The 24856-nt window shown below is 71.4% G+C and carries 19 protein-coding genes; 6 read left to right on the top strand and 13 right to left on the bottom strand.

Annotated elements, in window-relative coordinates:
* The first annotated feature begins 17 nt into the window (after positions 1-17).
* The 5 genes from E4U92_RS26225 to E4U92_RS26205 are packed head-to-tail and all read left to right on the top strand — an operon-like array spanning position 18 to position 6222.
* A complete protein-coding gene (locus tag E4U92_RS26225; RefSeq protein WP_067240494.1) occupies positions 18-245 on the top strand; it encodes a 4Fe-4S dicluster domain-containing protein in 228 nt (75 codons plus the stop codon).
* Between the two features lie 14 nt (positions 246-259).
* Complete coding sequence (locus E4U92_RS26220) at positions 260-1618, top strand: ABC transporter substrate-binding protein (protein WP_137302933.1); 1359 nt, start codon at positions 260-262, stop codon at positions 1616-1618.
* Complete coding sequence (locus E4U92_RS26215; protein ID WP_229863288.1) at positions 1615-2553, top strand: ABC transporter permease; 939 nt, start codon at positions 1615-1617, stop codon at positions 2551-2553. The genes E4U92_RS26220 and E4U92_RS26215 overlap by 4 nt, the downstream gene beginning before the upstream one ends.
* Positions 2537-3331: an ABC transporter ATP-binding protein gene (locus E4U92_RS26210; RefSeq protein WP_137302932.1), complete on the top strand. Its 795-nt coding sequence runs from the start codon at positions 2537-2539 to the stop codon at positions 3329-3331. The genes E4U92_RS26215 and E4U92_RS26210 overlap by 17 nt, the downstream gene beginning before the upstream one ends.
* 11 nt (positions 3332-3342) lie before the next feature.
* A complete protein-coding gene (locus E4U92_RS26205; protein WP_137302931.1) occupies positions 3343-6222 on the top strand; it encodes a fumarate reductase/succinate dehydrogenase flavoprotein subunit in 2880 nt (959 codons plus the stop codon).
* A gap of 242 nt (positions 6223-6464) precedes the next feature.
* On the opposite strand, the gene recQ is transcribed toward E4U92_RS26205, so the two are convergent.
* Positions 6465-8477: a DNA helicase RecQ gene (gene recQ, locus E4U92_RS26200; protein WP_168725199.1), complete on the bottom strand. Its 2013-nt coding sequence runs from the start codon at positions 8475-8477 to the stop codon at positions 6465-6467.
* 446 nt (positions 8478-8923) lie between these two features.
* Here recQ and E4U92_RS26195 point away from each other — a divergent pair, with 446 nt between their 5' ends.
* Positions 8924-9520: a hypothetical protein gene (locus tag E4U92_RS26195; RefSeq protein WP_137302930.1), complete on the top strand. Its 597-nt coding sequence runs from the start codon at positions 8924-8926 to the stop codon at positions 9518-9520.
* Positions 9521-9638: 118 nt separating this feature from the next.
* On the opposite strand, the gene nuoN is transcribed toward E4U92_RS26195, so the two are convergent.
* Genes nuoN through E4U92_RS26135 form a run of 12 tightly spaced genes read right to left on the bottom strand, consistent with a single transcriptional unit; the run spans position 9639 to position 24783 of the window.
* Complete coding sequence (gene nuoN, locus E4U92_RS26190; RefSeq protein WP_137302929.1) at positions 9639-11288, bottom strand: NADH-quinone oxidoreductase subunit NuoN; 1650 nt, start codon at positions 11286-11288, stop codon at positions 9639-9641.
* Positions 11285-12856 (bottom strand): NADH-quinone oxidoreductase subunit M, encoded by a 1572-nt coding sequence (locus E4U92_RS26185; RefSeq protein ID WP_137302928.1) that lies wholly within the window; start codon positions 12854-12856, stop codon positions 11285-11287. The genes nuoN and E4U92_RS26185 overlap by 4 nt, the downstream gene beginning before the upstream one ends.
* Positions 12857-12861: 5 nt before the next feature.
* Positions 12862-14826, bottom strand: coding sequence for an NADH-quinone oxidoreductase subunit L (gene nuoL, locus E4U92_RS26180; protein WP_137302927.1), 1965 nt, complete (start codon positions 14824-14826; stop codon positions 12862-12864).
* 15 nt (positions 14827-14841) lie between these two features.
* A complete protein-coding gene (gene nuoK / locus E4U92_RS26175; protein ID WP_137302926.1) occupies positions 14842-15141 on the bottom strand; it encodes an NADH-quinone oxidoreductase subunit NuoK in 300 nt (99 codons plus the stop codon).
* A complete protein-coding gene (locus E4U92_RS26170) occupies positions 15138-16004 on the bottom strand; it encodes an NADH-quinone oxidoreductase subunit J (RefSeq protein WP_137302925.1) in 867 nt (288 codons plus the stop codon). Before E4U92_RS26170 ends, nuoK begins: the two co-directional genes overlap by 4 nt.
* Positions 16001-16651: an NADH-quinone oxidoreductase subunit NuoI gene (gene nuoI, locus E4U92_RS26165; RefSeq protein ID WP_137302924.1), complete on the bottom strand. Its 651-nt coding sequence runs from the start codon at positions 16649-16651 to the stop codon at positions 16001-16003. The genes E4U92_RS26170 and nuoI overlap by 4 nt, the downstream gene beginning before the upstream one ends.
* Positions 16644-18008, bottom strand: a complete 1365-nt coding sequence (nuoH, locus tag E4U92_RS26160) for an NADH-quinone oxidoreductase subunit NuoH (protein ID WP_137302923.1) — start codon at positions 18006-18008, stop codon at positions 16644-16646. The genes nuoI and nuoH overlap by 8 nt, the downstream gene beginning before the upstream one ends.
* A complete protein-coding gene (locus tag E4U92_RS26155; protein ID WP_137302922.1) occupies positions 18005-20509 on the bottom strand; it encodes an NADH-quinone oxidoreductase subunit G in 2505 nt (834 codons plus the stop codon). Before E4U92_RS26155 ends, nuoH begins: the two co-directional genes overlap by 4 nt.
* Positions 20506-21852 (bottom strand): NADH-quinone oxidoreductase subunit NuoF, encoded by a 1347-nt coding sequence (gene nuoF, locus E4U92_RS26150; RefSeq protein ID WP_137302921.1) that lies wholly within the window; start codon positions 21850-21852, stop codon positions 20506-20508. The genes E4U92_RS26155 and nuoF overlap by 4 nt, the downstream gene beginning before the upstream one ends.
* Positions 21852-22724 carry an NADH-quinone oxidoreductase subunit NuoE gene (nuoE, locus tag E4U92_RS26145; protein ID WP_137302920.1) on the bottom strand — a complete coding sequence of 291 codons (873 nt, stop codon included), beginning with the start codon at positions 22722-22724 and terminating at the stop codon, positions 21852-21854. The genes nuoF and nuoE overlap by 1 nt, the downstream gene beginning before the upstream one ends.
* The gene (locus E4U92_RS26140; protein WP_137302919.1) at positions 22721-24061 is read right to left on the bottom strand and encodes an NADH-quinone oxidoreductase subunit D; all 1341 of its coding nucleotides are present in this window, start codon (positions 24059-24061) and stop codon (positions 22721-22723) included. Before E4U92_RS26140 ends, nuoE begins: the two co-directional genes overlap by 4 nt.
* Positions 24058-24783, bottom strand: coding sequence for an NADH-quinone oxidoreductase subunit C (locus tag E4U92_RS26135; RefSeq protein WP_137302960.1), 726 nt, complete (start codon positions 24781-24783; stop codon positions 24058-24060). The genes E4U92_RS26140 and E4U92_RS26135 overlap by 4 nt, the downstream gene beginning before the upstream one ends.
* Between the last annotated feature and the right edge of the window lie 73 nt (positions 24784-24856).

Raw genomic sequence — 24856 nt, 5'->3', positions numbered from 1 at the left:
CTTCTCTGGAGACCGCCATGCCCTTGGTGCCCCAGCGGGCCGACGTGCCCGTGACCATCGACGAGTCGAAGTGCATCGACGGCTGCACCCTCTGTGTGGACATGTGCCCGCTGGACTCGCTGGCCATCGACACCGACAGCGGCAAGGCGTACATGCACGTCGACGAGTGCTGGTACTGCGGCCCGTGCGCGGCCCGCTGTCCCACCGGAGCCGTCACGGTCAACATGCCCTACCTGCTCCGGTGAAAGGTCGCCCTGCCATGTCCCGAACTCCTCTGCGGCGCACCGCGGCCGCCACCGCCACCGCTGGTCTGCTGCTGGTGCTGGCCGCGTGCGGCGGCAATGCCGCGGCCGGCGACGGCGGCACGATCACCGTCACCGTCGGCTACCAGTCCAAGACCATCAACACGGTCACCGCGGGAACTCTGCTGCGCTCCCTCGGCTACTTCGAGAAGCAGCTGAACGCCCTCGGCGACGGGCACAGCTACAAGGTCGTCTGGCAGGACTACGCCACGGGCGCCCCCATCACCGCGCAGATGACCGCCGGGAAGATCGACATCGGCTCGATGGGCGACTTCCCGCTGCTCATCAACGCGGCTCGCGGCAAGCAACTCGGCCGCCCCACCCACCTGGTGTCTGTCACCGGCTACAACCTCCGTGGCGGCCTCAACACCATCGTCACCGCCCCCGACTCCAAGCTGACGTCGCTGAAGGACCTCAAGGGCAAGAAGGTGTCCACGAGCGTCGGCTCCGCCGCCGACGGGACGCTGGTGCGGGCGCTGAAGCGCGCGGGCATCGACCCCGAGAAGGGGATCGAGAAGCTCAACCAGCAGCCGGCGGTGGGCGCGTCAGCCCTCTCGGCCGGCAGCGCCGACGCGCTCTCCCAGTTCGTGGCCTGGCCGGGGCTGCTCGCCTACCAGGGCAAGGCGAAGGCGCTCTACGACGGCGCGGAGCTGAACCTGCCCACGTTTCACGGCGTCACCGCCCGCCAGGACTTCGCGAAGAAGCGGCCGTCCGTGCTGGAGGCGTTCCTGAAGGCCCAAGCTCAGGCCACCGACTACCTGAACGCCCACCCGGTCGCGGCCGCCGAGAAAGTTGCGAAGGCCACCGGACTGCCCGCCGAGGTCGTCTACCTCTACAACGGCGCCAATGGCATCTCGACCTTCGACCCGGCGCTCAAGCCGCAACTCGTGTCGGCGCTCAAGCAGGACGTGTCGATCCTGAAGGCGGCCAAGCTCACCGGTGACGTGGACGTGGACGCGTTCGTCGACGACCAGTACGTGAAGAAGGCGCTAGGCGCGACCTACGACCAGAAGCTCTCCGCCGCTCCCCCGCCCGCCACGAGCGAGGTGTGGACGAAGGACGCCGACCGGACGCAGACCTTCGCCTCGGCCACCGAGCTGCTCTCCTACCTCGCGACGCACGGCGACGGCGTCCGCGCCGCCTACGTCCCCGACGCCACCACCGGAACCCTCTGGTTCGCCGACAAGGCGGTCTGGGTCGCCGAGGGCACACAACTGCTGCCTTTCGTCGCCCCCTCCACCGCCCAGACCTACGTCGACACCCACAGCGGCGCCCGAGTCGTCACCTACAGCGAGGCGCTGGAGGCGGCCTCATGACCCACCGCGCACTGCGTCGCTATGCGCTCCGCCTCGCCTCGCTGGTCACCGCCCTCGGGCTGTGGCAATTGCTCACCGGCCTCGACGTGGACATCTGGCTGCGCTTCTCCCAGTTCCCCACCGTCACCGACGTGGCTCACGCCTTCGCCAGCCGCCTCACCGGCAGCGACTACTGGACCGACCTCACCGACAGCCTCACCCGCATCCTCTCCGGCTTCCTGCTGGCCGCCGTCCTGGGCGTGGCCGCGGGCGTGCTCGTGGCGCGCTCGCCGCTCGCCGAGGACCTGCTCGGCCCGGTCCTCGAGGTGGTCCGCCCGATCCCCGCGATCGCCCTCGTCCCGGTCGCCATCCTGCTGTTCCCCTCCAACGAGCAGGGCATCGTCTTCATCACCTTCACCGCCGCCTTCTTCCCCGTGCTCGTGTCCACGCGGCACGCGGTCCGTGCGCTCACCCCCGTCTGGGAGGAGGGTGTGCGCACGATGGGCGGCGGCAGGTGGCGGATCCTCGGGTCGGTGGTCCTGCCGGGCGCACTGCCCGGCATCTTCGGCGGGCTGTCGGTGGGCATCGGGGTGTCCTGGATCTGTGTGATCTCCGCCGAAATGATCTCCGGCCAGTACGGCGTCGGCTACCGCACCTGGCAGGACTACACGGTCGTCGACTACCCGGGCGTGTTCGTCGGCATGGTCACCATCGGTGTCCTCGGCTGGGTCACCTCCACGGCGGTGGAGCTCCTCGGCCGGCGTCTGACGCGATGGCTGCCCCGCACCTCGTACGTGCCCGGCGGCCGGCCCCGCACCGCGGTGCTCCCCGCCCCCGTCCCCGCCCCAGTCCCGGTCGTGGTGAAGGCCCAGGGCGAGTCCCAGGACCAGTCCGATGCCCAGCAGCAGGGCAGCGGCGAGACCGACCAGGAGGCGCGCGATGAGCACCTCGTCTGAGACCTCCGTGCCGGCGACCGCCCCACCACCAGCCGCGGTCGCCGCACCCGGAGCCGGGCTCCGCTTCCGCGGCGCCGTGCTGGGCCGTCCCGACGCCCCGGTGCTGCACGACGTCGCCCTCGACGTCCGGCCCGGGGAGATCCTCACCGTCGTGGGTCCTTCGGGCTGCGGCAAGTCGACGCTGTTGCGGACGCTCGCCGGGTTGCTGGCCCCGCTGGCGGGGTCGGTGGAGCAGGACGGCAGGCCGTTGACCGGGCCGTCCGCCGACCGGGCGCTGGTCTTCCAGGAGGACGCGTTGCTGCCCTGGCGCACCTTGCGCGGCAACGTCGAGCTGCCGCTCGCCATCCAGGGGGTGTCGCGCTCCGCGCGGCGTGAACAGGCCGGTTCCTGGCTCGCCCGGGTCGGGCTGGGCGCGCAGGCGAAGCAGTTGCCGCACCGGGTGTCGGGCGGGCAGCGCCAGCGTGCCCAGTTGGCCCGCGCCCTGGCCGGTGCCCCGCGTGCCGTCCTGATGGACGAGCCGTTCGGCGCGCTCGACGCCCAGACCCGTTCCGGCATGCAGGACCTGCTGGTCGAGGTGTTGCGCGGCACGGGCGCGACCGTCGTCTTCGTCACCCATGACGTGGACGAGGCGCTCTTCCTCGGTGACCGTGTCGCCCTGCTCGCCGCCGGCCGCGTGGCGTCCGTGCGTGAGGTACCGCGCCCGCGCGACCGCGGAGCCCTCGACGACCCGGCCCGCGTGGCCCTGCGCCGCGCCGTCCTCTCCTCGCTCGGCACCTGAAAGGTCCCCCGGTGACCCCTTCCGTGAACGCCCCCGCGCCCGCCTCCCCGGCGATCCCCGCCCTCGCCGACGCCGAGGAGCTGACCTGTGACGTCCTGGTCATCGGCGGGGGCACCGCCGGCACCATGGCCGCCCTCACCGCCGCCGAACACGGCGCGGACGTCCTGTTGTTGGAGAAGGCGCACGTCCGTCACTCCGGCGCTCTCGCCATGGGCATGGACGGAGTCAACAACGCGGTCGTCCCCGGCCGGGCCGAGCCCGACGACTACGTCGCCGAGATCACGCGCGCCAACGACGGCATCGTCGACCAGTCGACGGTCCGCCAGACGGCGACCCGCGGCTTCGCCATGGTCCAGCGGCTGGAGTCGTACGGGGTCAAGTTCGAGAAGGACGAGTTTGGCGCGTACGCGGTCCGCCAGGTGCACCGCTCCGGCTCGTACGTACTGCCGATGCCGGAAGGCAAGGACGTCAAGAAGGTCCTGTACCGGCAGCTTCGGCGTCGTGAGATGCGGGAGCGGATACGCATCGAGAACCGGGTGATGCCGGTGCGCGTGCTGACGGCCGGGGGTGCGGCGGTGGGCGCGGCGGGCTTCAACACCCGTACCGGGGCGTTCGTCACCGTCCGCGCGGGCGCCGTGATCCTGGCGACCGGCGCGTGCGGCCGCCTCGGTCTGCCGGCTTCCGGGTACCTGTACGGGACGTACGAGAACCCGACCAACGCCGGTGACGGTTACGCCATGGCCTACCACGCGGGTGCCGAGCTGACCGGGATCGAGTGCTTCCAGATCAATCCCCTGATCAAGGACTACAACGGGCCGGCGTGTGCCTACGTCGCCAATCCCTTCGGGGGCTACCAGGTCAACCGGCACGGCGAGCGCTTCGTCGACTCCGACTACTGGTCCGGGCAGATGATGGCCGAGTTCGCCGCCGAGGTCGCCAGCGACCGCGGCCCGGTCTACTTGAAGCTCAGCCACCTGCCCGAGGAGTCGGTCTCCGCCCTGGAGTCCATCCTGCACTCCACCGAGCGGCCCACCCGTGGCACCTTCCACGCGGGCCGGGGGCACGACTACCGCACCCATGACGTCGAGATGCACATCTCCGAGATCGGCCTGTGCGGCGGTCACTCCGCCTCCGGTGTCCGTGTCGACGATCACGCCCGTACGACCGTCCCCCGCCTGTACGCGGCCGGTGACCTGGCCTGCGTCCCGCACAACTACATGATCGGCGCGTTCGTCTTCGGCGATCTGGCCGGTGCGGACGCCTCCCGGTACTCGGCCTACGCGGGGGAGTTGCCGGCCGACCAGCTGCGCGAGGCGCACGAGTTGATCTACCGCCCGCTGCGCAACCCGGACGGCCCGCCGCAGCCCCAGGCCGAGTACAAGCTGCGCCGCTTCGTCAACGACTACGTGGCCCCGCCGAAGTCGGGCGCCCGCCTCTCGCTCGCGCTGGAGGCCTTCGAGCGGATGCGTGACGACATCGCCGCCATGGGTGCCCGTACCCCTCACGAACTGATGCGCTGCGCGGAGGTCACCTTCATCCGTGACTGCGCCGAGATGGCCGCCCGTGCCTCCCTGGCCCGTACGGAGTCCCGTTGGGGCCTGTACCACGACCGGCTGGACCACCCCGAGCGTGACGACGTCTCCTGGTTCCACCACCTCGACCTGCACAAGTCCCCCTCCGGTGTCATGGAGTTCACGGCTCGTCCCGTGGCTCCCTATCTCGTGCCGGTGGACGGTTTCTCCCCCACCGGCGGGCCGTCCCGTGCGCTCGGTGAGGTCCGCGCCGAGGACGTGGCAACGGCGGGCTCCCGGGACGTCGCCCCGGTCGCCGCCCGTGCCACCGCGAGCGGAACCGCCGACGGCACGCAGGTCCCGGAGCCCGTCGGCACGGACGGATCCGCCGGTGCCGGGACGGTTCCCGCCCCGGGGTCGAGCGCCCTCGTCTCCCCCGCGCCGGCCGGTCCGGCCTCCGAGCGGCTCCTCGCGTTGGTCGCCCTCGCCGACGAGGACCCCGAACTCGATGCCCTGCGCCCCTACCTGTCCGACCCCGACCCCGCCGTCCGGCGCGAGGCCGTCGCCGTGCTGACGGAGACGGTTCCCGCGGGGACCGGACCCGCCCTCGCCGCTGCCCTGCGCGACCCCGTGCCCGAGGTGCGCGCCGCGGCGGCCGCTTCCCTGCGCGAGCTCGTGGAGACCCTTCCGCCCGAACCCGCCCTGGGTGACGGGCTGGCCTCCGCGCTGACCGAGTCCGGTCCGGCGGCCGATCCGGCCGTGCGGGCCGCCGCACTCGACGTCCTGCGCGCGCTGCGGTGGGGCGACACCGCGCTGTTCGCCCGCTCGCTGTCCGACGCCGACACGGCCGTGCGGATCGCGGCCGTTCGCGCCCTGGTCTCCGTCGACGCCGTCGACGCGTTGGCCGCCGCCGCGCCCGCCGACCCGTCCCGTGAGGTCCGGGTCGCGATCGCCAAGGCCCTCGCCACGGTGACGACGGATCGGCCGGCCTCCCCTGACGGTCCCGGGCCCGCGCCCGCTGTCCTGAGCGCCCTGACCGCCCTCGTCGACGACCCGGACGCCCTGGTCCGGGCGGCCGCCTACGGCGCGCTCGGCACCACCGGTTGCCCGGCGCCGCTTGCCGCCGGTGCCGTCACGGCCCTGTCCGACCCGGCCTGGCAGGTGCGGTCCGGAGCGGCGACCGCGCTGTCCTCGGCGCACCCCGACACGGCCGTCCCCGCCCTCGCCAAGGTGCTGGCCGACGTGAACGCCGACGTCCGCAAGGCCGCGGTGCTCGCGCTGACCCGGCACCGCGAGCTGCCCGTGGCGAGGGCGGCCCTCGCCACGGTCAGGACGGACTCCGACGCGGACGTCAGGGCGTACGCCTCCCGCGCGCTGTGACCGCGGGGCGGCCGACGGGTGGCGGGAGCGAGCGGAGGGCCGTTCGGCGGAGCGCGGAACCGTCGGGCCTGTCGGCCGTCAGGCCATGACCCGGGCGCCCGTCAACCCGTGCCCCGGGCGTCCGGCAGGCCATGCCCCGGGCGCCCGTCAGCCCGTGCCCCGGGCGCCCGTCCCGGACCGGCTCCGTCGCACGAGGGCGCCCGGCCCGCCGCCGCCCCGGCCGCCGTCGCCCCGGTCGCCGCCTATATCCAGTCGTCGGGCTCCGGCTCCGCGTCCATCTCCGGCCAGTCGTCCGCCGCCGCGTCATCCTGGGCGGCCGCCTTGCCGCCCCCCGGTTCCGCGTCGTCCGACGTCCCGTCGAGCCCGGCCAGGACCTCGATCACGCCCTCGCCGTACGTCGCCAGCTTCTTCTCGCCGACGCCGTTGACGCCGCCGAGCTGGGCCACCGACGTGGGCCAGGCGGTGACGATGTCCCGGAGGGTGGCGTCGTGGAAGATGACGTACGCCGGGACGCCCTGCTCGCGGGCCTGTTCGGCGCGCCAGGCGCGCAGTGCCTCGAAGGCGGGCAGCAGGTTCTCGGGCAGCTCGACGCCGGCCGCCTTCGCCTTGCGGTCGCCCCGGCCCGTCGAGGACGAGCCCGACTTGGCGGTGGTGGGCCGCTTGGGTTCCTTGCGCAGCGGCACCTCGCGCTCGCGCCGCAGCACCGAGCCGCTGGCCTCGGTCAGCACCAGGGTGCCGTAGTCCCCCTCGACCGCGAGCAGGCCCTGGGCCAGCAGTTGCCGGACCACTCCGCGCCACTCGGCTTCGCTGAGTTCCTGGCCGATGCCGAACACCGAGAGCTGGTCGTGGTCGAACTGGATGACCTTGCCGGTGCGCTTGCCCAGCAGGATGTCGACGATCTGGACGGCGCCGAACTTCTGCCCGCGCTCGCGCTGGAGCCGCACCACCGTCGACAGCACCTTCTGGGCGGCGACGGTGCCGTCCCAGGTCTCCGGCGGGGTGAGGCAGGTGTCGCAGTTGCCGCAGCCCGTCGCGCCGGGCTCCTGACCGAAGTAGTTGAGGAGCTGGCCCCGGCGGCACCGGGCCGTCTCGCACAGGGCCAGCATCGCGTCCAGGTGGGCCTGCGCGCGGCGGCGGAACGCCTCGTCGCCCTCGCCGGACTGGATGAGCTTGCGCTGCTGGATGACGTCGTTGAGGCCGTAGGCCATCCAGGCCGTGGAGGGCAGGCCGTCGCGGCCGGCGCGGCCGGTCTCCTGGTAGTAGCCCTCGACCGACTTGGGCAGGTCGAGGTGGGCGACGAACCGCACGTCCGGCTTGTCGATGCCCATGCCGAACGCGATGGTCGCGACCACGACCAGGCCCTCCTCGCGGAGGAACCGCGCCTGGTGCGCCGCCCGGGTGCCCGCGTCGAGGCCGGCGTGGTACGGCACCGCCTCGATGCCGTTGCTGCTGAGGAACTCGGCCGTCCTGTCGACGGAGTTGCGTGACAGGCAGTACACGATGCCCGCGTCGCCGGGGTGCTCCTCGCGCAGGAAGCTCAGCAGCTGCTTCTTGGGGTCGGCCTTGGGCACGATCCGGTACTGGATGTTGGGCCGGTCGAAACTGGCCACGAAGTGCCGAGCGGCCGGCATGTTCAGCCGCTGGGTGATCTCCTGGTGCGTCGCGTGCGTGGCCGTCGCCGTGAGCGCGATGCGCGGGACGTCCGGCCAGCGCTCGCCGAGCAGCGACAGCGCCAGGTAGTCGGGGCGGAAGTCGTGGCCCCACTGGGACACGCAGTGCGCCTCGTCGATCGCGAAGACGGAGATCTTGCCGCGGGAGAGGAGGTCCAGCGTGGATTCCAGGCGCAGGCGCTCCGGCGCCAGGTAGAGCAGGTCCAGTTCGCCGGCCAGGAACTCGGCCTCGACGACCCGCCGCTCGTCGAAGTCCTGGGTGGAGTTGACGAACCCGGCGCGCACGCCGAGCGCCCGCAGCGCGTCGACCTGGTCCTGCATCAGCGCGATCAGCGGCGAGACGACGATGCCCGTACCGGGTCTGACCAGGGCCGGGATCTGGTAGCACAGCGACTTGCCACCGCCGGTCGGCATGAGGACGACCGCGTCGCCGCCCGCCACCACGTGGTCGATGATCGCTTCCTGCTCGCCGCGGAAGGCGTCGTACCCGAAGACGCGGTGCAGCGTGGCTCGCGCCTCGCTGCTCCCGTCCGTCCCCGGCATGTCCACTTCGGTCATCACACCCGTCCCGCCCGTCGCGCCCATCGCCTCGTCCCCCGTACGTCGTCCCTCGACCACTGCGTCCACCATAGGGGCCGGGACCGACAGCGTCGGAGTTGTCCACAGGCCGCGCACCCAATCACCTGAGCGATGGCCTGCCTCCTCCCGCCCCAGCCGGCCCACCGGACCGCCGGCCACCCGATCGACGCACAGGGCGGTCAACCCATCGGCCGCCCCGCCTGGCAGCCGCCGTCACCCGGGGACATGCTGGCCGGGCGGGGCAGCGGGAGACGCACGTGAACGTCGCTGCCCGGCGCCCGACCCTGCCCAGCGCGCCCGTGACCCGGCGCCCGCCCACGCTCCCCCGCCTCCCGCCTCCCGCCTCCCGCTACCGGCACTTCCCCCCAACCTCCTCCCACCTCTCTCACCCCTCCCGGCCACCAGCCCGCACCCCCGCCACCACCCCCGAGGACCCACCGAGGAGTTCCCCCATGCCCGTCCGGCTCGCGAAGACCGCCCTCACCCTGGCCGCCTCACTCGCCCTCTCCCTGCCCGCCGCCTCCTCCGCCGTCGCCACCGCCCCGGTCCACGGCGGGTCCGCCGACCGCGGTGCACACGGGCGTGCCGCGAGCCCGGATCCGGGCGCGCTGCTGCGGCTGACGAGGACGTACGAGGCGACCTTGAAGTACCGGTCCCTGCCACGCGCGCTCGCCGACGGCTACGAGGAGCATCTGTGCATGGCCCGCGACGAGGGCGGCATGGGTTTCCACTACTTCAACGAGGCACTGTTCGGGTCACTGGACCCCGCCAGGCCGGCGGGCCTGCTCTACGAGGACGACGGGCACGGCGGGCGGCGCCTCGCCGGCGTCGAGTGGGTCGTCCCGGTCGACGACGCCGGCGGCACCCGGCCGCGGCTGTTCGGGCAAGACTTCCAGGGCCCCATGGACGGGCACTACCCGGGGATGCCGCGCCACTACGACCTGCACGCGTGGCTGTACAAGCACAACCCGAAGGGCACCTTCGCCCAGTGGAACCCCCGGGTGACGTGTCCAACGGCCACCGCCTCCATGAGCACCTCGCACAACTGACCCACGCCGTCCTCCGCAGCGCGCCGCATCACGCCGCATCACGCCACAAGGCCCCGGCCCCTCCGAGGAGGAGCCGGGGCCCCGGTGCCATACGACCCGTAAGGCGTTCGGCCGTGTCTCAGCGCACGAAGACGCCCGCCTGGCCCGCCAGATCCAGGAAGTACTGCGGCGCCACACCCAGCACCAGCGTGACCGCCACGCCGACACCGATCGCCGTCATCGTCAACGGCGAGGGCACCGCGACGGTCGGGCCCTCGGGCCGCGGCTCGCTGAAGAACATCAGCACGATCACGCGGATGTAGAAGAACGCGGCGATGGCCGACGAGATCACACCGACCACGACCAGCGGGCCGGCGCCGCCCTCCGCGGCGGCCTTGAAGACGGCGAACTTGCCCGCGAAGCCGGACGTCAGCGGGATGCCCGCGAAGGCCAGCAGGAACACCGCGAACACGGCCGCCACCAGCGGCGACCGCCGGCCCAGCCCCGCCCACTTGGACAGGTGGGTCGCCTCGCCGCCCGCGTCGCGCACCAGGGTGACGACGGCGAAGGCGCCGATCGTCACGAAGGAGTACGCGGCCAGGTAGAAGAGGACGGACGACACACCGTCCGGGTTGGTGGCGATGACACCGGCGAGGATGAAGCCCGCGTGCGCGATCGACGAGTACGCCAGCAGCCGCTTGATGTCGGTCTGCGTGATCGCGACGATCGCGCCGCCGAGCATGGTGATGATCGCCACGCCCCACATGACCGGCCGCCAGTCCCAGCGCAGGCCGGGCAGGACGACGTACAGGATCCGCAGCAGGGCGCCGAAGGCGGCGACCTTGGTGGCGGCAGCCATGAAGCCGGTGACGGGGGTCGGGGCGCCCTGGTAGACGTCGGGCGTCCACATGTGGAAGGGCACCGCGCCCACCTTGAACAGCAGGCCCATCACGATCAGCGCGGTGCCGATGAGCAGCAGCGCGTCGTTGCCCATGGTGCCGGCGAGCGCCGGGTCGACCGTGGTGAGGGTGCCGTCGACGACCTGGGAGATCGTCGCGTAGGACACCGAGCCCGCGTACCCGTAGAGCAGGGCGATGCCGAACAGGGTGAACGCGGAGGCGAACGCCCCGAGCAGGAAGTACTTGACGGCGGCTTCCTGCGACATGAGCCGCTTGCGGCGGGCCAGGGCGCACAGCAGGTACAGCGGCAGGGAGAAGACCTCCAGGGCCACGAACAGCGTCAGCAGGTCGTTGGCCGCCGGGAAGATCAGCATGCCCGTGACCGCGAAGAGCAGCAGTGGGAACACCTCGGTGGTGGTGAAGCCGGCCCTCACGGCGGCCTGCTCGCTGTCGCTGCCGGGCACGGAGGCGGCCTGCGCGGCGAAGGAGTCGACGTGGTTGCCGTGCGCCTGGGGGTCCAGTTTGCGCTCGGCGAAGGTGAACAGGCCGACCAGCGCGGCCAGCAGGATCGTGCCCTGCAGGAACAGCGCGGGTCCGTCGACGGCGACGGCGCCCATGGCGGCGATGTGCGCCTTGGTGGTGCCGTAGCCGTCGGCCGCGAGCGCGACGACCGCCGCGAAGGCGGCGCACAGGGCCACGACCGACACGAAGAGCTGGGCGTAGTAGCGGGACTTGCGCGGCACGAACGCCTCGACCAGTACTCCGACGATCGCCGCGCCCACGACGATCAGGGTGGGCGACAGCTGCCCGTATTCGATCTTCGGCGGGTCGATCTTGGTGATCGGACCGGCCGCGGTTGTCCACAGGCTGTGGACGGCTACTGCGCTCACTTGGCCGCCTCCACCTCGGGCTTGGGGTCGCTCTTGTGTACGTCGGACATGGTCTGCTTGACCGCCGGGTTGACGATGTCCGCGACGGGCTTGGGGTAGACGCCGAGGGCGATGAGCAGGACGACGAGCGGCCCGACGACCAGCAGCTCGCGCATCCTGAGGTCCGGCATCGCCGAGACCTCCGGCTTGACCGGGCCGGTCATCGTCCGCTGGTACAGGACGAGGGTGTAGAGCGCGGCCAGCACGATGCCGAAGGTGGCGACGATGCCGATCGCCGGGTACCGCGTGAACGTGCCGACCAGCACCAGGAACTCGCTGACGAACGGCGCCAGGCCCGGCAGCGACAGCGTGGCGAGGCCGCCGATCAGGAACGTGCCGGCGAGGACCGGGGCGACCTTCTGCACGCCGCCGTAGTCGGCGATGAGCCGCGAGCCGCGCCGCGAGATGAGGAAGCCGGCGACGAGCATCAGCGCGGCCGTGGACAGGCCGTGGTTGACCATGTACAGCGTCGCGCCGGACTGGCCCTGGCTGGTCATCGCGAAGATGCCCATGACGATGAAGCCGAAGTGCGAGATCGACGCGTACGCCACCAGCCGCTTGATGTCGCGCTGCCCGACGGCCAGCAGCGCGCCGTAGATGATGCTGATCACGGCGAGCACCAGGATGACGGGCGTCGCCCACTTGCTGGCCTCCGGGAAGAGCTGGAGGCAGAAGCGGAGCATCGCGAAGGTGCCCACCTTGTCGACGACCGCCGTGATGAGCACGGCGACCGGGGCGGTGGCCTCACCCATGGCGTTGGGCAGCCAGGTGTGCAGCGGCCACAGGGGTGCCTTCACCGCGAAGGCGAAGAAGAAGCCGAGGAACAGCCAGCGTTCGGTGTTGGTCGCCATGTCGAGCGAGCCGGCGGCCCGCGCCTGGGCGATCTCCTGGAGGCTGAAGTTCCCGGCGACGACGTACAGCCCGATCACCGCGGCCAGCATGATCAGGCCGCCGACGAGGTTGTACAGGAGGAACTTCACGGCCGCGTACGACCGTTGCGTGGACGCGACCTGCTCGCCGTGCGCGTGGGCCCGGTCCCCGAAGCCGCCGATGAGGAAGTACATCGGGATCAGCATGGCTTCGAAGAAGATGTAGAAGAGGAAGACGTCGGTGGCCTCGAAGGAGAGGATCACCATCGCCTCGACGGCGAGGATCAGCGCGAAGAAGCCCTGGGTGGGACGCCACCGCTTGCTGCCGGTCTCCAGCGGGTCGGCGTCGTGCCAGCCGGCGAGGAGGATGAACGGGATCAGCAGGGCGGTCAGCGCGATCAGTGCGACCGCGATGCCGTCGACGCCCAGTTCGTAGCGCACCCCGAAGTCCTTGATCCAGGCGTGCGATTCGGTGAGCTGGTAGCGGTCGCCGTCCGGGTCGAAGCGCACCAGGACGGCGATCGCCAGGGCGAGCGTGCCCAGCGAGAAGAGCAGCGCGAGCGCCTTGGCGGCGTCGCGGCGCGCGGCCGGCACGGCAGCCGTGGCGATCGCCCCGATGGCCGGGAGCACCGCCGTCGCTGTCAGCAGAGGAAAGGACATCGGTATCAGACCGCCCTCATCAGCAGGGTCGCGGCGACCAGGAGGGCCGCACCGCCGAACATCGAGACCGCGTACGACCGCGCGAAGCCGTTCTGCAGCCTGCGCATCCGCCCGGACAGGCCGCCGACGGAGGCCGCCGTGCCGTTGACGACGCCGTCGACCAGGGTGTGGTCGACGTAGACCAGGGACCGGGTGAGGTGTTCGCCGCCGCGCACCAGGACCACGTGGTTGAAGTCGTCCTGGTACAGGTCGCGGCGGGCGGCCCGGGTGAGCAGCGACCCGCGGGGGGCGACGGCGGGGACCGGGCGCCGGCCGTACTGCGCGTACGCGATCGCCACCCCGATCACCAGGACCGCCAGGGTGGCCAGGGTGACCGTGAGGGCGCTGACCGGGGAGTCCCCGTGCTCGTAGCCGGTGACGGGCTCCAGCCAGTGCAGGAAGCGCTCGCCGATGCTGAAGAACGCGCCGGCGAACACCGACCCGACGGCCAGCACGATCATGGGGATCGTCATGACCTTGGGCGACTCGTGCGGGTGCGGCTCGGTGTGCTCGCCGCGGGTCTCGGCGGCGGGCTCGACGCTGGGCCGGTCCGGCGACGGGGTCGGGGCGTTGCGCCAGCGCTCCTCGCCGAAGAACGTCATCAGCATCACGCGCGTCATGTAGTACGCGGTGATGGCCGCGCCGAGCAGGGCGCAGGCGCCGAGGATCCAGCCCTCGGTGCCGCCCTTGGCGAACGCCGCCTCGATGATCTTGTCCTTGGAGAAGAAGCCGGACAGTCCCGGGAAGCCGATGATGGCGAGGTAGCCGAGGCCGAACGTGATGAAGGTGATCGGCATGTACTTGCGCAGGCCGCCGTAGCGGCGCATGTCGACCTCGTCGTTCATGCCGTGCATGACCGAGCCGGCGCCGAGGAACAGCCCGGCCTTGAAGAAGCCGTGCGTCACCAGGTGCATGATCGCGAAGGCGTAGCCGATCGGTCCGAGGCCCGCCGCCAGCACCATGTAGCCGATCTGCGACATGGTCGATCCGGCCAGGGCCTTCTTGATGTCGTCCTTCGCGCAACCGACGATCGCACCGAACAGGAGCGTGACGGCGCCGACGACGGTGACGACCAGTTGCGCGTCGGGCGCGGCGTTGAAGATCGTGCCCGAGCGGACGATCAGGTAGACGCCGGCGGTGACCATGGTCGCCGCGTGGATGAGCGCGGAGACCGGGGTCGGGCCCTCCATGGCGTCGCCGAGCCAGGACTGCAGCGGCACCTGGGCGGACTTGCCGCAGGCGGCGAGCAGCAGCATCAGGGCGATCGCGGTGAGCTTGCCCTCGCCGGCGCCGCCGACCAGCCCGGGGTCCTCGTGGGTGCCGAGCACCGGCCCGAAGGCGAAGGTCCCGAAGGTGGTGAACATCAGCATGATGGCGATCGACAGGCCCACGTCACCGACGCGGTTGACGAGGAACGCCTTCTTCGCCGCGGTGGCCGCGCTGGGCTTGTGCTGCCAGAAGCCGATGAGCAGGTAGGAGGCGAGACCGACGCCCTCCCAGCCGACGTACAGCAGCAGGTAGTTGTCGGCGAGGACGAGCAGCAGCATCGCCGCGAGGAACAGGTTGAGGTAGCCGAAGAAGCGGCGGCGCCGCTCGTCGTGCTCCATGTACCCGACCGAGTACAGGTGGATCAGCGATCCGACGCCCGTGATGAGCAGGACGAACGTCATCGAGAGCTGGTCGAGGCGGAAGGTGACGTCCGCCTGGAAGCCCTGGACCGGGATCCAGCTGAACAGGTGCTGGGTCAGGGTGCGGTCCGCGGCGTCCTTGCCGAGCAGGTCGCTGAAGAGGATCAGGCCGAACACGAAGGACACGGCCGACAGGAGCGTGCCGATCCAGTGGCCGACGGCGTCGAGCCGACGGCCGCCGACCAGGAGGACGGCCGCTCCGAGCAGGGGCGCCGCGATGAGCAGCGCGATCAGGTTCTCCACGTTTCTTCCGACCCCTTACAGCTTCATCAGGCTGGCGTCGTCGACCGAGGCCGAGTGGCGGGCGCGGAACACCGACACGATGATCGCGAGTCCGACCACGACCTCCGCGGCGGCGACGACCATCGTGAAGAAGGCGATGATCTGGCCGTCGAGGTTGCCGTGCATCCGGGAGAACGTGACGAAGGCGAGGTTGCAGGCGTTGAGCATCAGCTCGACGCACATGAACACCACGATCGCGTTGCGCCGGATGAGCACGCCCGTGGCACCGATGGTGAACAGCAGGGCGGCGAGGTAGAGGTAGTTGACCGGGTTCACTTCGACGCCTCCTCGGTGCGCTGGGAGGTCCGCTCGGGGGTCCGTTTGAACAGCGGCGGTTCGACCGGGGTCCGCTCCAGGCGTTCCCCGGCGCGCTGTTCGAGGGCCTTGAGGTCGTTGAGCGCCTCGGCCGACACGTCACGGATCTGGCCGCGGTCGCGCAGCGTCTTGCTGACGGTGAGCTCGGAGGGGGTGCCGTCGGGCAGCAGGCCGGCGATGTCGACGGCGTTGTGCCGCGCGTACACGCCGGGGGCGGGCAGCGGCGGGATGTACGTGCCCTCGCGGACGCGCTGCTCGGCCAGCTCGCGCTGGGTGCGGGCGCGTTCGGTGCGCTCGCGGTGGGTGAGCACCATGGCGCCGACGGCGGCCGTGATGAGCAGGGCGCCGGTGATCTCGAAGGCGAAGACGTACTTGGTGAAGATCTTCTCCGCGAGCCCCTGGACGTTGCCGCCGGAGTTGGCCTGGGTGAGGCCGTTGAACTCCTTCAGGGAGGCGTTGCCGATCCCGGCGAACAGCAGGACGCCGAAGCCGATCCCGCACAGCAGGGCCAGCCAGCGCTGGCCCTTGATGGTCTCCTTCAGGGAGTCGGCCGCGGTCACGCCGACGAGCATCACCACGAACAGGAACAGCATCATGATCGCGCCGGTGTAGACGACGACCTGCACGATGCCGAGGAAGTAGGCGCCGTTGGCGAGGTAGAACACCGCCAGGACGATCATGGTGCCGGCGAGGCAGAGCGCGCTGTGCACGGCCCGCCTCATGAAGACGGTGCACAGGGCGCCGATCACCGCGACGGTGGCGAGGACCCAGAACTGGACGGCCTCGCCGGTGGAGGTGGAGTAGGCGGCGAGCGGGGTGCTCATCGGCCGATCACCTCCTGTGAGGCCGGCTCGTCCGTCCCGAAGGTGGACGACGCCTCCTGGGGCGCCTCGCCCTTGGAGAGGGCGGTCTGCCGCTCGGTGCCGGGGGCGGCCTCGGTCACGAGCCCGCGGTAGTAGTCCTGCTCGTCCATGCCGGGGTAGATCGCGTGGGGCGTGTCGACCATGCCCTCGTCGAGCCCGGCGAGGAGCTGCTCCTTGGTGTAGATGAGGTTCGCGCGGCTGGAGTCGGCCAGTTCGAACTCGTTGGTCATCGTGAGCGCGCGCGTGGGGCACGCCTCGATGCACAGGCCGCACAGGATGCAGCGGGCGTAGTTGATCTGGTAGACGCGCCCGTACCGCTCGCCCGGGGAGTAGCGCTCCTCCTCCGTGTTGTCCGCGCCCTCGACGTAGATGGCGTCGGCGGGGCAGGCCCAGGCGCACAGCTCGCAGCCGACGCACTTCTCCAGGCCGTCCGGATGGCGGTTGAGCTGGTGCCGTCCGTGGAACCGCGGAGCCGTGATCTTCTGCTGCTCCGGGTACTGCTCGGTCAGCCGCTTCTTGAACATGGCCTTGAAGGTCACGCCGAAGCCGGCGACGGGGTTCATGAAGCCGGGCTTCAACTGCTCGGACTCCTTCGGCTCCTCAGCCATCGGACGCCTCCTTTCCCTCCAGAGATCCGTCACTCTGAGTATCGGCCCCGCCACTGACAATGAGTGCCCGCTCCCGGCGCGGGCGGCGCCTGGGCACCGGCGGCAGCTCCTGTCCGGGCAGCGGCGGCACGGGGAACCCGCCCGCCATCGGGTCGAAGCCGGGGGGCTGTTCGGCGCCCTGCGCGCTCTCCTTGGTCTTCTCGCGGAACATGTCGGCGACGAAGGAGATCAGCAGCAGGGCCAGCACGGCGCCGCCGACGTAGAGGGCGATGTCGGCGAAGTCGTAGTGCTCGTTGCGCAGGGTCCGCACGGTCGCGACGAGCATCAGCCAGGTCACGGAGACCGGGATGAGGACCTTCCAGCCGAGCTTCATGAGCTGGTCGTAGCGCACGCGCGGGAGCGTGCCGCGCAGCCAGATGAACAGGAACAGCAACAGCTGCACCTTGAGGACGAACCAGAGCATCGGCCACCAGCCGTGGTTCGCGCCCTCCCAGAAGGTGCTGACGGGCCACGGGGCGCGCCAGCCGCCGAGGAAGAGGGTGGTCGACACCGCCGACACCGTCACCATGTTGATGTACTCGGCGAGCATGAACAGCGCGAACTTGATCGACGAGTACTCGGTGTTGAAGCCGCCCACCAGGTCGCCCTCGGACTCGGGCATGTCGAAGGGGGCGCGGTTGGTCTCGCCGACCATGGTGACGATGTAGAGGATGAAGGACACCGGCAGCAGCAGGACGTACCAGCGGTCCGTCTGCTGGTCGACGATCGTCGAGGTCGACATGGAGCCGGAGTAGAGGAACACCGAGGCGAACGCGGCGCCCATGGCGATCTCGTACGAGATCATCTGGGCGCAGGAGCGCAGGCCGCCGAGGAGCGGGTAGGTGGAGCCGGAGCTCCAGCCCGCCAGGACGATGCCGTAGATGCCGACCGAGGCGACCGCGAGGATGTACAGCAGCGCGATCGGCAGGTCGGTGAGCTGCATCGTGGTGCGCGTGCCGAAGATCGAGACCTCGTTGTCGGCCGGGCCGAAGGGGATCACCGCGATCGCCATGAACGCGGGGACGACCGCGATGACCGGCGCGAGGACGTAGACGACCTTGTCCGCGCGCTTGACGACGACGTCCTCCTTCAGCATCAGCTTCACGCCGTCGGCGAGCGACTGGAGCATGCCCCAGGGGCCGTGCCGGTTGGGGCCGATGCGCAGCTGCATCCACGCCACGACCTTGCGCTCCCAGACGATGGAGAACAGCACGGTCAGCATGACGAAGGCGAAGCAGAACACCGCCTTGACGACGACCAGCCACCAGGGGTCGTGGCCGAACATCGAGAGGTCCTCAGCGGCGAAGTACCGGCTCATGCCTCCACCTCCTGGGGGACGTCGGCGGCCGGCGTCGCCGGGCCGATGCGGACGAGGGAGCCGGGCCGCGCGCCGGTGTCGGAGGCGACGCCCCGGCCGGTGGAGTTGAGCGGCAGCCAGACCACGCGGTCGGGCATCTCGGTGATCTGCAGCGGCAGTTCGACCGCTCCGGCGGGCCCGGTGACGGCGATCAGCTCGCCGTCCGTGACGCCCGCCTCGGCGGCGGTGGCCGGCGAGACCCGCGCGCGTGCCGCGTGCCGGGTCCCGGCGAGCGCCTCGTCGCCCTCCTGCAGCAGGCCCCGGTCGAGCAGCAGCCGGTGCCCGGCGAGGACGGCCTCACCGGCCGCGGGCCGCGGCAGCGCGCCGCCGGTGTCCAGCGGGTCGGCGGCCCGGGCACCCTCCCAGGCGCCCAGGCGGTCGATCTCCGCGCGCGTGGTGCGCAGGTCCGGCAGGCCCAGGTGGACGTCCATGGCATCGGCGAGCATCTGCAGCACGCGCGCGTCGGTGGGCGCCAGGCGCCGGGTCATCTGGTCGGGCTTGAGCGCGGCGTCGAAGAAGCGCACCCTGCCCTCCCAGTTGAGGAAGGCGCCGGGCTTCTCCGCGACGGCGGCGACGGGCAGGACCACGTCGGCGCGCTGGGTGACCTCGCTGGGCCGCAGCTCCAGCGACACCACGAAGCCGACCTCCTCGAGGGCGGCACGCGCGCGGGCGGGGTCGGGCAGGTCGGCGAGCTCGACGCCCGCCACGAGCAGCGCCTGCAGCTCGCCGTCCGCGGCGGCCTGGATGATCTGGCCGGTGTCCCGGCCGTAGCGCAGCGGCAGTTCGGCGACGCCCCAGACGGCGGCGACCTCGTCGCGCGCGCGGGGGTCGGTGGCCGGCCGGCCGCCGGGCAGCAGCGACGGCAGGGCACCCGCCTCGATCGCGCCCCGCTCCCCGGCCCGGCGCGGGATCCACACCAGCCGGGCGCCGGTCGCGGTCGCGGCCCGTGCGGCGGCGGTGAGACCGCCGGGCACCGCGGCCAGCCGCTCACCGACGACGATGACCGCGCCCTCGGCGCGCAGCGCCTCGCCGGCGAGGGCACCGTCCCCTTCGAGGCCGACCCGGCCGGCGAGCGCGTCGAGCCAGTCGGTCTCGGTGCCCGGGGCGGCCGGCAGCAGCGTGCCGCCCGCCTTCTCCAGGCCGCGCGTGGTGTGCGTGGCCAGCGCGAAGACCTTCTGCCCGTGCTTGCGCCAGGCCTTGCGCAGCCGCAGGAAGACGCCGGGCGCCTCCTCCTCGGCCTCGAACCCGACCAGCAGGACGGCCGGCGCCTGCTCCAGGGCGGTGTACGTGACGCCCGTACCGTCGAGGTCGCGGCCGCGGCCGGCGACCCGGGCGGCGAGGAAGTCGGCCTCCTCGCCGCTGTGCACGCGCGCGCGGAAGTCGATGTCGTTGGTGTCGAGCGCCACGCGCGCGAACTTGCTGTACGCGTAGGCGTCCTCGACGGTGAGGCGGCCGCCGGTCAGGACGCCGGTGCGGCCGCGTGAGGCGAGCAGCCCCTGGGCGGCGATCTGCAGCGCCTCCGGCCAGGAGGCCGGCTCCAGCTCGCCCTCCGCGTTGCGCACGAGGGGCGTCTCCAGCCGGTCCTTGAGCTGCGCGTAGCGGAACGCGAAGCGTCCCTTGTCGCAGATCCACTCCTCGTTGACCTCGGGGTCGGCGGCCGCGAGGCGCCGCATGACCTTGCCGCGCCGGTGGTCGGTGCGGGTGGCGCAGCCGCCGGAGCAGTGCTCGCACACCGACGGCGAGGAGACCAGGTCGAAGGGGCGGGAGCGGAACCGGTAGGCGGCCGAGGTGAGCGCGCCGACCGGGCAGATCTGGATGGTGTTGCCGGAGAAGTACGACTCGAACGGGTCGCCCTCGCCGGTGCCGACCTGCTGCAGCGCGCCCCGCTCGATCAGTTCGATCATCGGGTCGCCGGCGACCTGGTTGGAGAAGCGGGTGCAGCGTGCGCACAGCACGCACCGCTCGCGGTCGAGCAGCACCTGCGTGGAGATGGGGACGGGCTTCTCGTAGGTGCGCTTGCGGCCCTCGAAGCGGGACTCGGCGTTGCCGTGGGACATCGCCTGGTTCTGCAGGGGGCACTCGCCGCCCTTGTCGCAGACCGGGCAGTCCAGCGGGTGGTTGATGAGCAGCAGCTCCATCACGCCGTGCTGGGCCTTCTCGGCGGCCGGCGAGGTGAGCTGCGTCTTCACGACCATGCCGTCGGTGCAGGTGATGGTGCACGACGCCATGGGCTTGCGCTGGCCCTCGACCTCGACGATGCACTGGCGGCAGGCGCCCGCCGGGTCGAGGAGGGGGTGGTCGCAGAAGCGGGGGATCTCGATGCCGAGCTGTTCGGCGGCCCGGATGACCAGGGTGCCCTTGGGCACGCTGATCCCGATGCCGTCGATCGTCAGCGACACGAGGTCTTCCGGCGGGACCGCCGCCTCTCCTCCGCCGGAGGGAGCACTGGTGGTCACGGTCATGCGTTCACCTCCGGGCGGTCCGCCCAGGCCGTCGACTTGGCCGGGTCGAAGGGGCAGCCCCGGCCCGTGATGTGCTGCTCGTACTCCTCGCGGAAGTACTTCAGCGAGGAGAAGATCGGCGAGGCGGCGCCGTCGCCGAGGGCGCAGAACGACTTGCCGTTGATGTTGTCGGCGATGTCGTTCAGCTTGTCGAGGTCGCTCATGGCGCCCTTGCCGGCCTCGATGTCGCGCAGCAGCTGCACGAGCCAGTAGGTGCCCTCGCGGCAGGGCGTGCACTTGCCGCAGGACTCGTGGGCGTAGAACTCGGTCCAGCGGGTCACGGCGCGTACCACGCAGGTGGTCTCGTCGAAGCACTGCAGCGCCTTGGTGCCGAGCATGGAACCGGCGGCGCCCACCCCCTCGTAGTCGAGGGGGACGTCCAGGTGCTCGTCGGTGAACATCGGCGTGGAGGAGCCGCCCGGCGTCCAGAACTTCAGCCGGTGGCCCGGCCGCATCCCGCCGCTCATCTCCAGGAGCTGGCGCAGGGTGATGCCGAGGGGGGCCTCGTACTGGCCGGGGCTGGCGACGTGGCCGCTGAGCGAGTACAGCGTGAAGCCCGGGGACTTCTCGCTGCCCATGGAGCGGAACCAGTCCTTGCCCCGCTGCAGGATCGCGGGAACCGACGCGATCGACTCGACGTTGTTCACGACAGTGGGGCACGCGTACAGGCCCGCGACAGCAGGGAAGGGAGGACGGAGCCGCGGTTGACCCCGGCGGCCTTCGAGGGAGTCCAGCAGCGCGGTCTCCTCACCGCAGATGTACGCGCCCGCGCCCGCGTGCACGGTGAGTTCGAGGTCGAGTCCGCTGCCGAGGACGTTCTCGCCCAGGTAGCCGGCCTCGTAGGCCTCGCGCACGGCCGCGTGCAACCGCCGCAGCACGGGGACGACCTCACCCCGCAGGTAGATGAACGCGTGCGAGGACCTGATGGCGTAGCACGCGATGACGATGCCCTCGATGAGGCTGTGCGGGTTCGCGAAGAGGAGCGGGATGTCCTTGCACGTCCCCGGCTCCGACTCGTCGGCGTTGACAACGAGATAGTGCGGCTTTCCGTCGCCCTGGGGGATGAACTGCCACTTCATCCCCGTCGGGAACCCCGCGCCGCCGCGCCCGCGCAGACCGGAGTCCTTGACGTACGCGATCAGGTCGTCCGGTGACATGGCGAGCGCCTTGCGGAGCCCCTCGTACCCCTCGTGCCTGCGGTAGACGTCGAGGGTCCAGGACCGGTCCTCGTCCCAGAAGGCCGACAGCACGGGCGCGAGCAGCTTCTCGGGGCCGGTGTCCTTCAGTTCGGGTGCCAAGGTCATCACTCCCCCTCCTCGGCGGCGGGCCCAGCCGGGTGGGCCGGGTCGGAGGCCGACGTGTCCTGCGGCGCGTCGTGCGAACTGAGGTGTTCGTTCGGCGACGGCTCGTGCACCGTGCCGCCGTGCGTCTCGTCGTGCGGGCCGCCGTCGCGCGGATGGACCACACGCGCGGGCGCGGCCTCCCCCTTGGCCAGGCGCAGTCCGACCAGCGACGCCGGTCCCGCGCTGCCGCCCGCCTCGACGGCCCCGTCGCGCTCGTCGGGGAAGCCGGCCAGGATCCGCGCGGTCTCCTTGAAGGTGCACAGCGGCGCCCCGCGCGTGGGCGAGACGGTCGCCCCGGTGCGCAGGTCGTCCACCAGGCGCTTGGCGCTGTGCACGTCCTGGTTGTCGAAGAACTCCCAGTTGACCATCACGACCGGCGCGAAGTCGCAGGCCGCGTTGCACTCGATGTGCTCCAGGGTGATCTTCCCGTCGTCGGTGGTCTCGCCGTTGCCGACGCCGAGGTGGTCCTGGAGCGCCTCGAAGATGGCGTCGCCGCCCATCACCGCGCACAGGGTGTTGGTGCAGACGCCCACCTGGTAGTCACCGCTCGGCTTGCGCCGGTACATGGTGTAGAAGGTGGCGACGGCGGTGACCTCGGCGGTGGTCAGGCCGAGGACGTCCGCGCAGAACTGCATCCCGGTGCGGGTGACGTAACCCTCCTCGGACTGCACGAGGTGCAGCAGCGGCAGGAGCGCGGAGCGGGAGTCGGGGTAGCGCGCGACGATCTCGCGCGCGTCCGCCTCGAGCCGGGCTCGGACGTCGTCCGGGTAGGCGGGTGCGGGCAGTTCGGGCATGCCCAGGCTGACGCCCCGCTCCGAAGAACTGGTGGTCACCGGTCGACGCCTCCCATCACGGGGTCGATGGACGCGACGGCGACGATGACGTCGGCGACCTGGCCGCCCTCGCACATCGCCGCCATGGCCTGCAGGTTGGTGAAGGACGGGTCACGGAAGTGGACCCGGTAGGGGCGGGTGGCGCCGTCGGACACGGCGTGCACCCCGAGTTCTCCCTTGGGCGACTCGACGGCCGCGTACGCCTGTCCGGGCGGGACGCGGAAGCCCTCGGTGACCAGCTTGAAGTGGTGGATCAGGGCCTCCATGGAGGTGCCCATGATCTTCTTGATGTGGTCGAGGGAGTTGCCGAGCCCGTCGGGTCCCAGGGCGAGCTGGGCGGGCCAGGCGATCTTCTTGTCGGCGACCATCACGGGGCCGGGCTCGAGCCGGTCCAGGCACTGCTCGATGATCCGCAGCGACTGGCGCATCTCCTCGATGCGGATGAGGAAGCGGCCGTAGGCGTCGCAGGAGTCGGCGGTCGGGACGTCGAAGTCGTACGTCTCGTAGTCGCAGTAGGGCTGGGCCTTGCGCAGGTCGTGCGGCAGGCCGGTGGAGCGCAGGATGGGGCCGGTGGCGCCGAGGGCCATGCAGCCGGCCAGGTCGAGGTAGCCGATGTCCTGCATGCGGGCCTTGAAGATGGGGTTCCCGGTGGCGAGCTTGTCGTACTCCGGGATGTTCCGCTGCATCTTCTTCACGAACTCGCGGATCTGGTCCACCGCGCCGGGCGGCAGGTCCTGGGCGAGTCCGCCGGGCCGGATGTACGCGTGGTTCATGCGCAGGCCCGTGATGAGCTCGTAGAGGTCGAGAATCATTTCACGATCGCGGAACCCGTAGATCATGATCGTGGTGGCGCCGAGCTCCATGCCGCCGGTGGCGATGCACACCAGGTGGGAGGAGAGCCGGTTCAGCTCCATCAGGAGCACCCGGATGATCTTGGCGCGCTCGGTGATCTGGTCCTCGATGCCGAGGAGCTTCTCGACGGCGAGACAGTAGGCGGTCTCGTTGAAGAAGGACGTCAGGTAGTCCATGCGCGTCACGAACGTGGTGCCCTGCGTCCAGGTCCGGTACTCGAGGTTCTTCTCGATGCCGGTGTGGAGGTAGCCGATGCCGCAGCGGGCCTCGGTGACCGTCTCGCCCTCGATCTCCAGGATGAGCCGGAGCACGCCGTGGGTGGAGGGGTGCTGGGGACCCATGTTGACGACGATGCGCTCGTCGTCGGCGCGGGCCGCGGACCGGACGACCTCGTCCCAGTCGCCGCCGGTGACGGTGTAGACGGTTCCCTCGGTGGTCTCGCGCGCCGAGGCCGCCGATGCGGCGGATGCTGACTGCGTGCTCACGAGTACGACCTCCGCTGGTCCGGAGCCGGGATCTGGGCGCCCTTGTACTCGACGGGGATGCCGCCGAGGGGATAGTCCTTGCGCTGCGGATGGCCCTGCCAGTCGTCCGGCATCATGATCCGCGTCAGGGCCGGGTGACCGTCGAAGACGATGCCGAAGAAGTCGTACGTCTCGCGCTCGTGCCAGTCGTTCGTCGGGTAGACGGAGACCAGGGACGGGATGCGCGGGTCGGCGTCGGGGGCGCTGACTTCGAGGCGGATCAGCCGGTTGTGGGTGATCGAGCGCAGGTGGTAGACGGCGTGAAGCTCGCGGCCCTTGTCGTGCGGGTAGTGCACGCCGCTGACGCCCGTGCACAGTTCGAAGCGCAGGGCCGGGTCGTCGCGCAGGGTGCGGGCGACGCGCGGCAGGTGCTCGCGCTCGATGTGGAAGGTCAGCTCGCCGCGGTCGACGACCGTCTTCTCGATGGCGTTGTCGGGGAGGAGCCCCTGCTCCTCCAGCGCGCCCTCGAGCTCGTCGGCGACCTCGTCGAACCAGCCGCCGTAGGGACGGCTCGCCGGGCCCGGGAGCCGGACCGAGCGGACCAGGCCGCCGTAGCCGGAGGTGTCGCCGCCGCCCGCGGCACCGAACATGCCGCGCTGGACGCGGATCTCCTCGCCGCCCTGGCCTCGCTGGCCGGGGAGGTTGGAGGCGGAAAGGTCCTTGTCGGGGTTCGGACCGGCCACGCCCTGCGCCTCGGTGACGCCCTTGGCCGCGGCCGCGCCGCCCGCCGTGGCATCGGCCGGCTCGGCCGCCTCC

This window comes from Streptomyces galbus (assembly GCF_005280195.1).
In the GTDB taxonomy this organism is placed as follows: Bacteria; Actinomycetota; Actinomycetes; order Streptomycetales; family Streptomycetaceae; genus Streptomyces; species Streptomyces galbus.
Note: the sequence above shows the minus strand (reverse complement) of the source record. Positions and strands in the feature narration are given on the sequence as shown.

What these genes read in the sequence shown, in the direction of transcription:
- E4U92_RS26225 (WP_067240494.1), top strand. Translation starts at nt 18, where the DNA reads ATGCCCTTGGTGCCCCAGCGGGCCGACGTGCCCGTGACCATCGACGAG.
- E4U92_RS26220 (WP_137302933.1), top strand. Translation starts at nt 260, where the DNA reads ATGTCCCGAACTCCTCTGCGGCGCACCGCGGCCGCCACCGCCACCGCT.
- E4U92_RS26215 (WP_229863288.1), top strand. Translation starts at nt 1,615, where the DNA reads ATGACCCACCGCGCACTGCGTCGCTATGCGCTCCGCCTCGCCTCGCTG.
- E4U92_RS26210 (WP_137302932.1), top strand. Translation starts at nt 2,537, where the DNA reads ATGAGCACCTCGTCTGAGACCTCCGTGCCGGCGACCGCCCCACCACCA.
- recQ (WP_168725199.1), bottom strand. Translation starts at nt 8,477, where the DNA reads ATGGGCGCGACGGGCGGGACGGGTGTGATGACCGAAGTGGACATGCCG.
- E4U92_RS26195 (WP_137302930.1), top strand. Translation starts at nt 8,924, where the DNA reads ATGCCCGTCCGGCTCGCGAAGACCGCCCTCACCCTGGCCGCCTCACTC.
- E4U92_RS26185 (WP_137302928.1), bottom strand. Translation starts at nt 12,856, where the DNA reads ATGTCCTTTCCTCTGCTGACAGCGACGGCGGTGCTCCCGGCCATCGGG.
- E4U92_RS26170 (WP_137302925.1), bottom strand. Translation starts at nt 16,004, where the DNA reads ATGAGCACCCCGCTCGCCGCCTACTCCACCTCCACCGGCGAGGCCGTC.
- nuoI (WP_137302924.1), bottom strand. Translation starts at nt 16,651, where the DNA reads ATGGCTGAGGAGCCGAAGGAGTCCGAGCAGTTGAAGCCCGGCTTCATG.
- nuoH (WP_137302923.1), bottom strand. Translation starts at nt 18,008, where the DNA reads ATGAGCCGGTACTTCGCCGCTGAGGACCTCTCGATGTTCGGCCACGAC.
- E4U92_RS26155 (WP_137302922.1), bottom strand. Translation starts at nt 20,509, where the DNA reads ATGACCGTGACCACCAGTGCTCCCTCCGGCGGAGGAGAGGCGGCGGTC.
- nuoF (WP_137302921.1), bottom strand. Translation starts at nt 21,852, where the DNA reads ATGACCTTGGCACCCGAACTGAAGGACACCGGCCCCGAGAAGCTGCTC.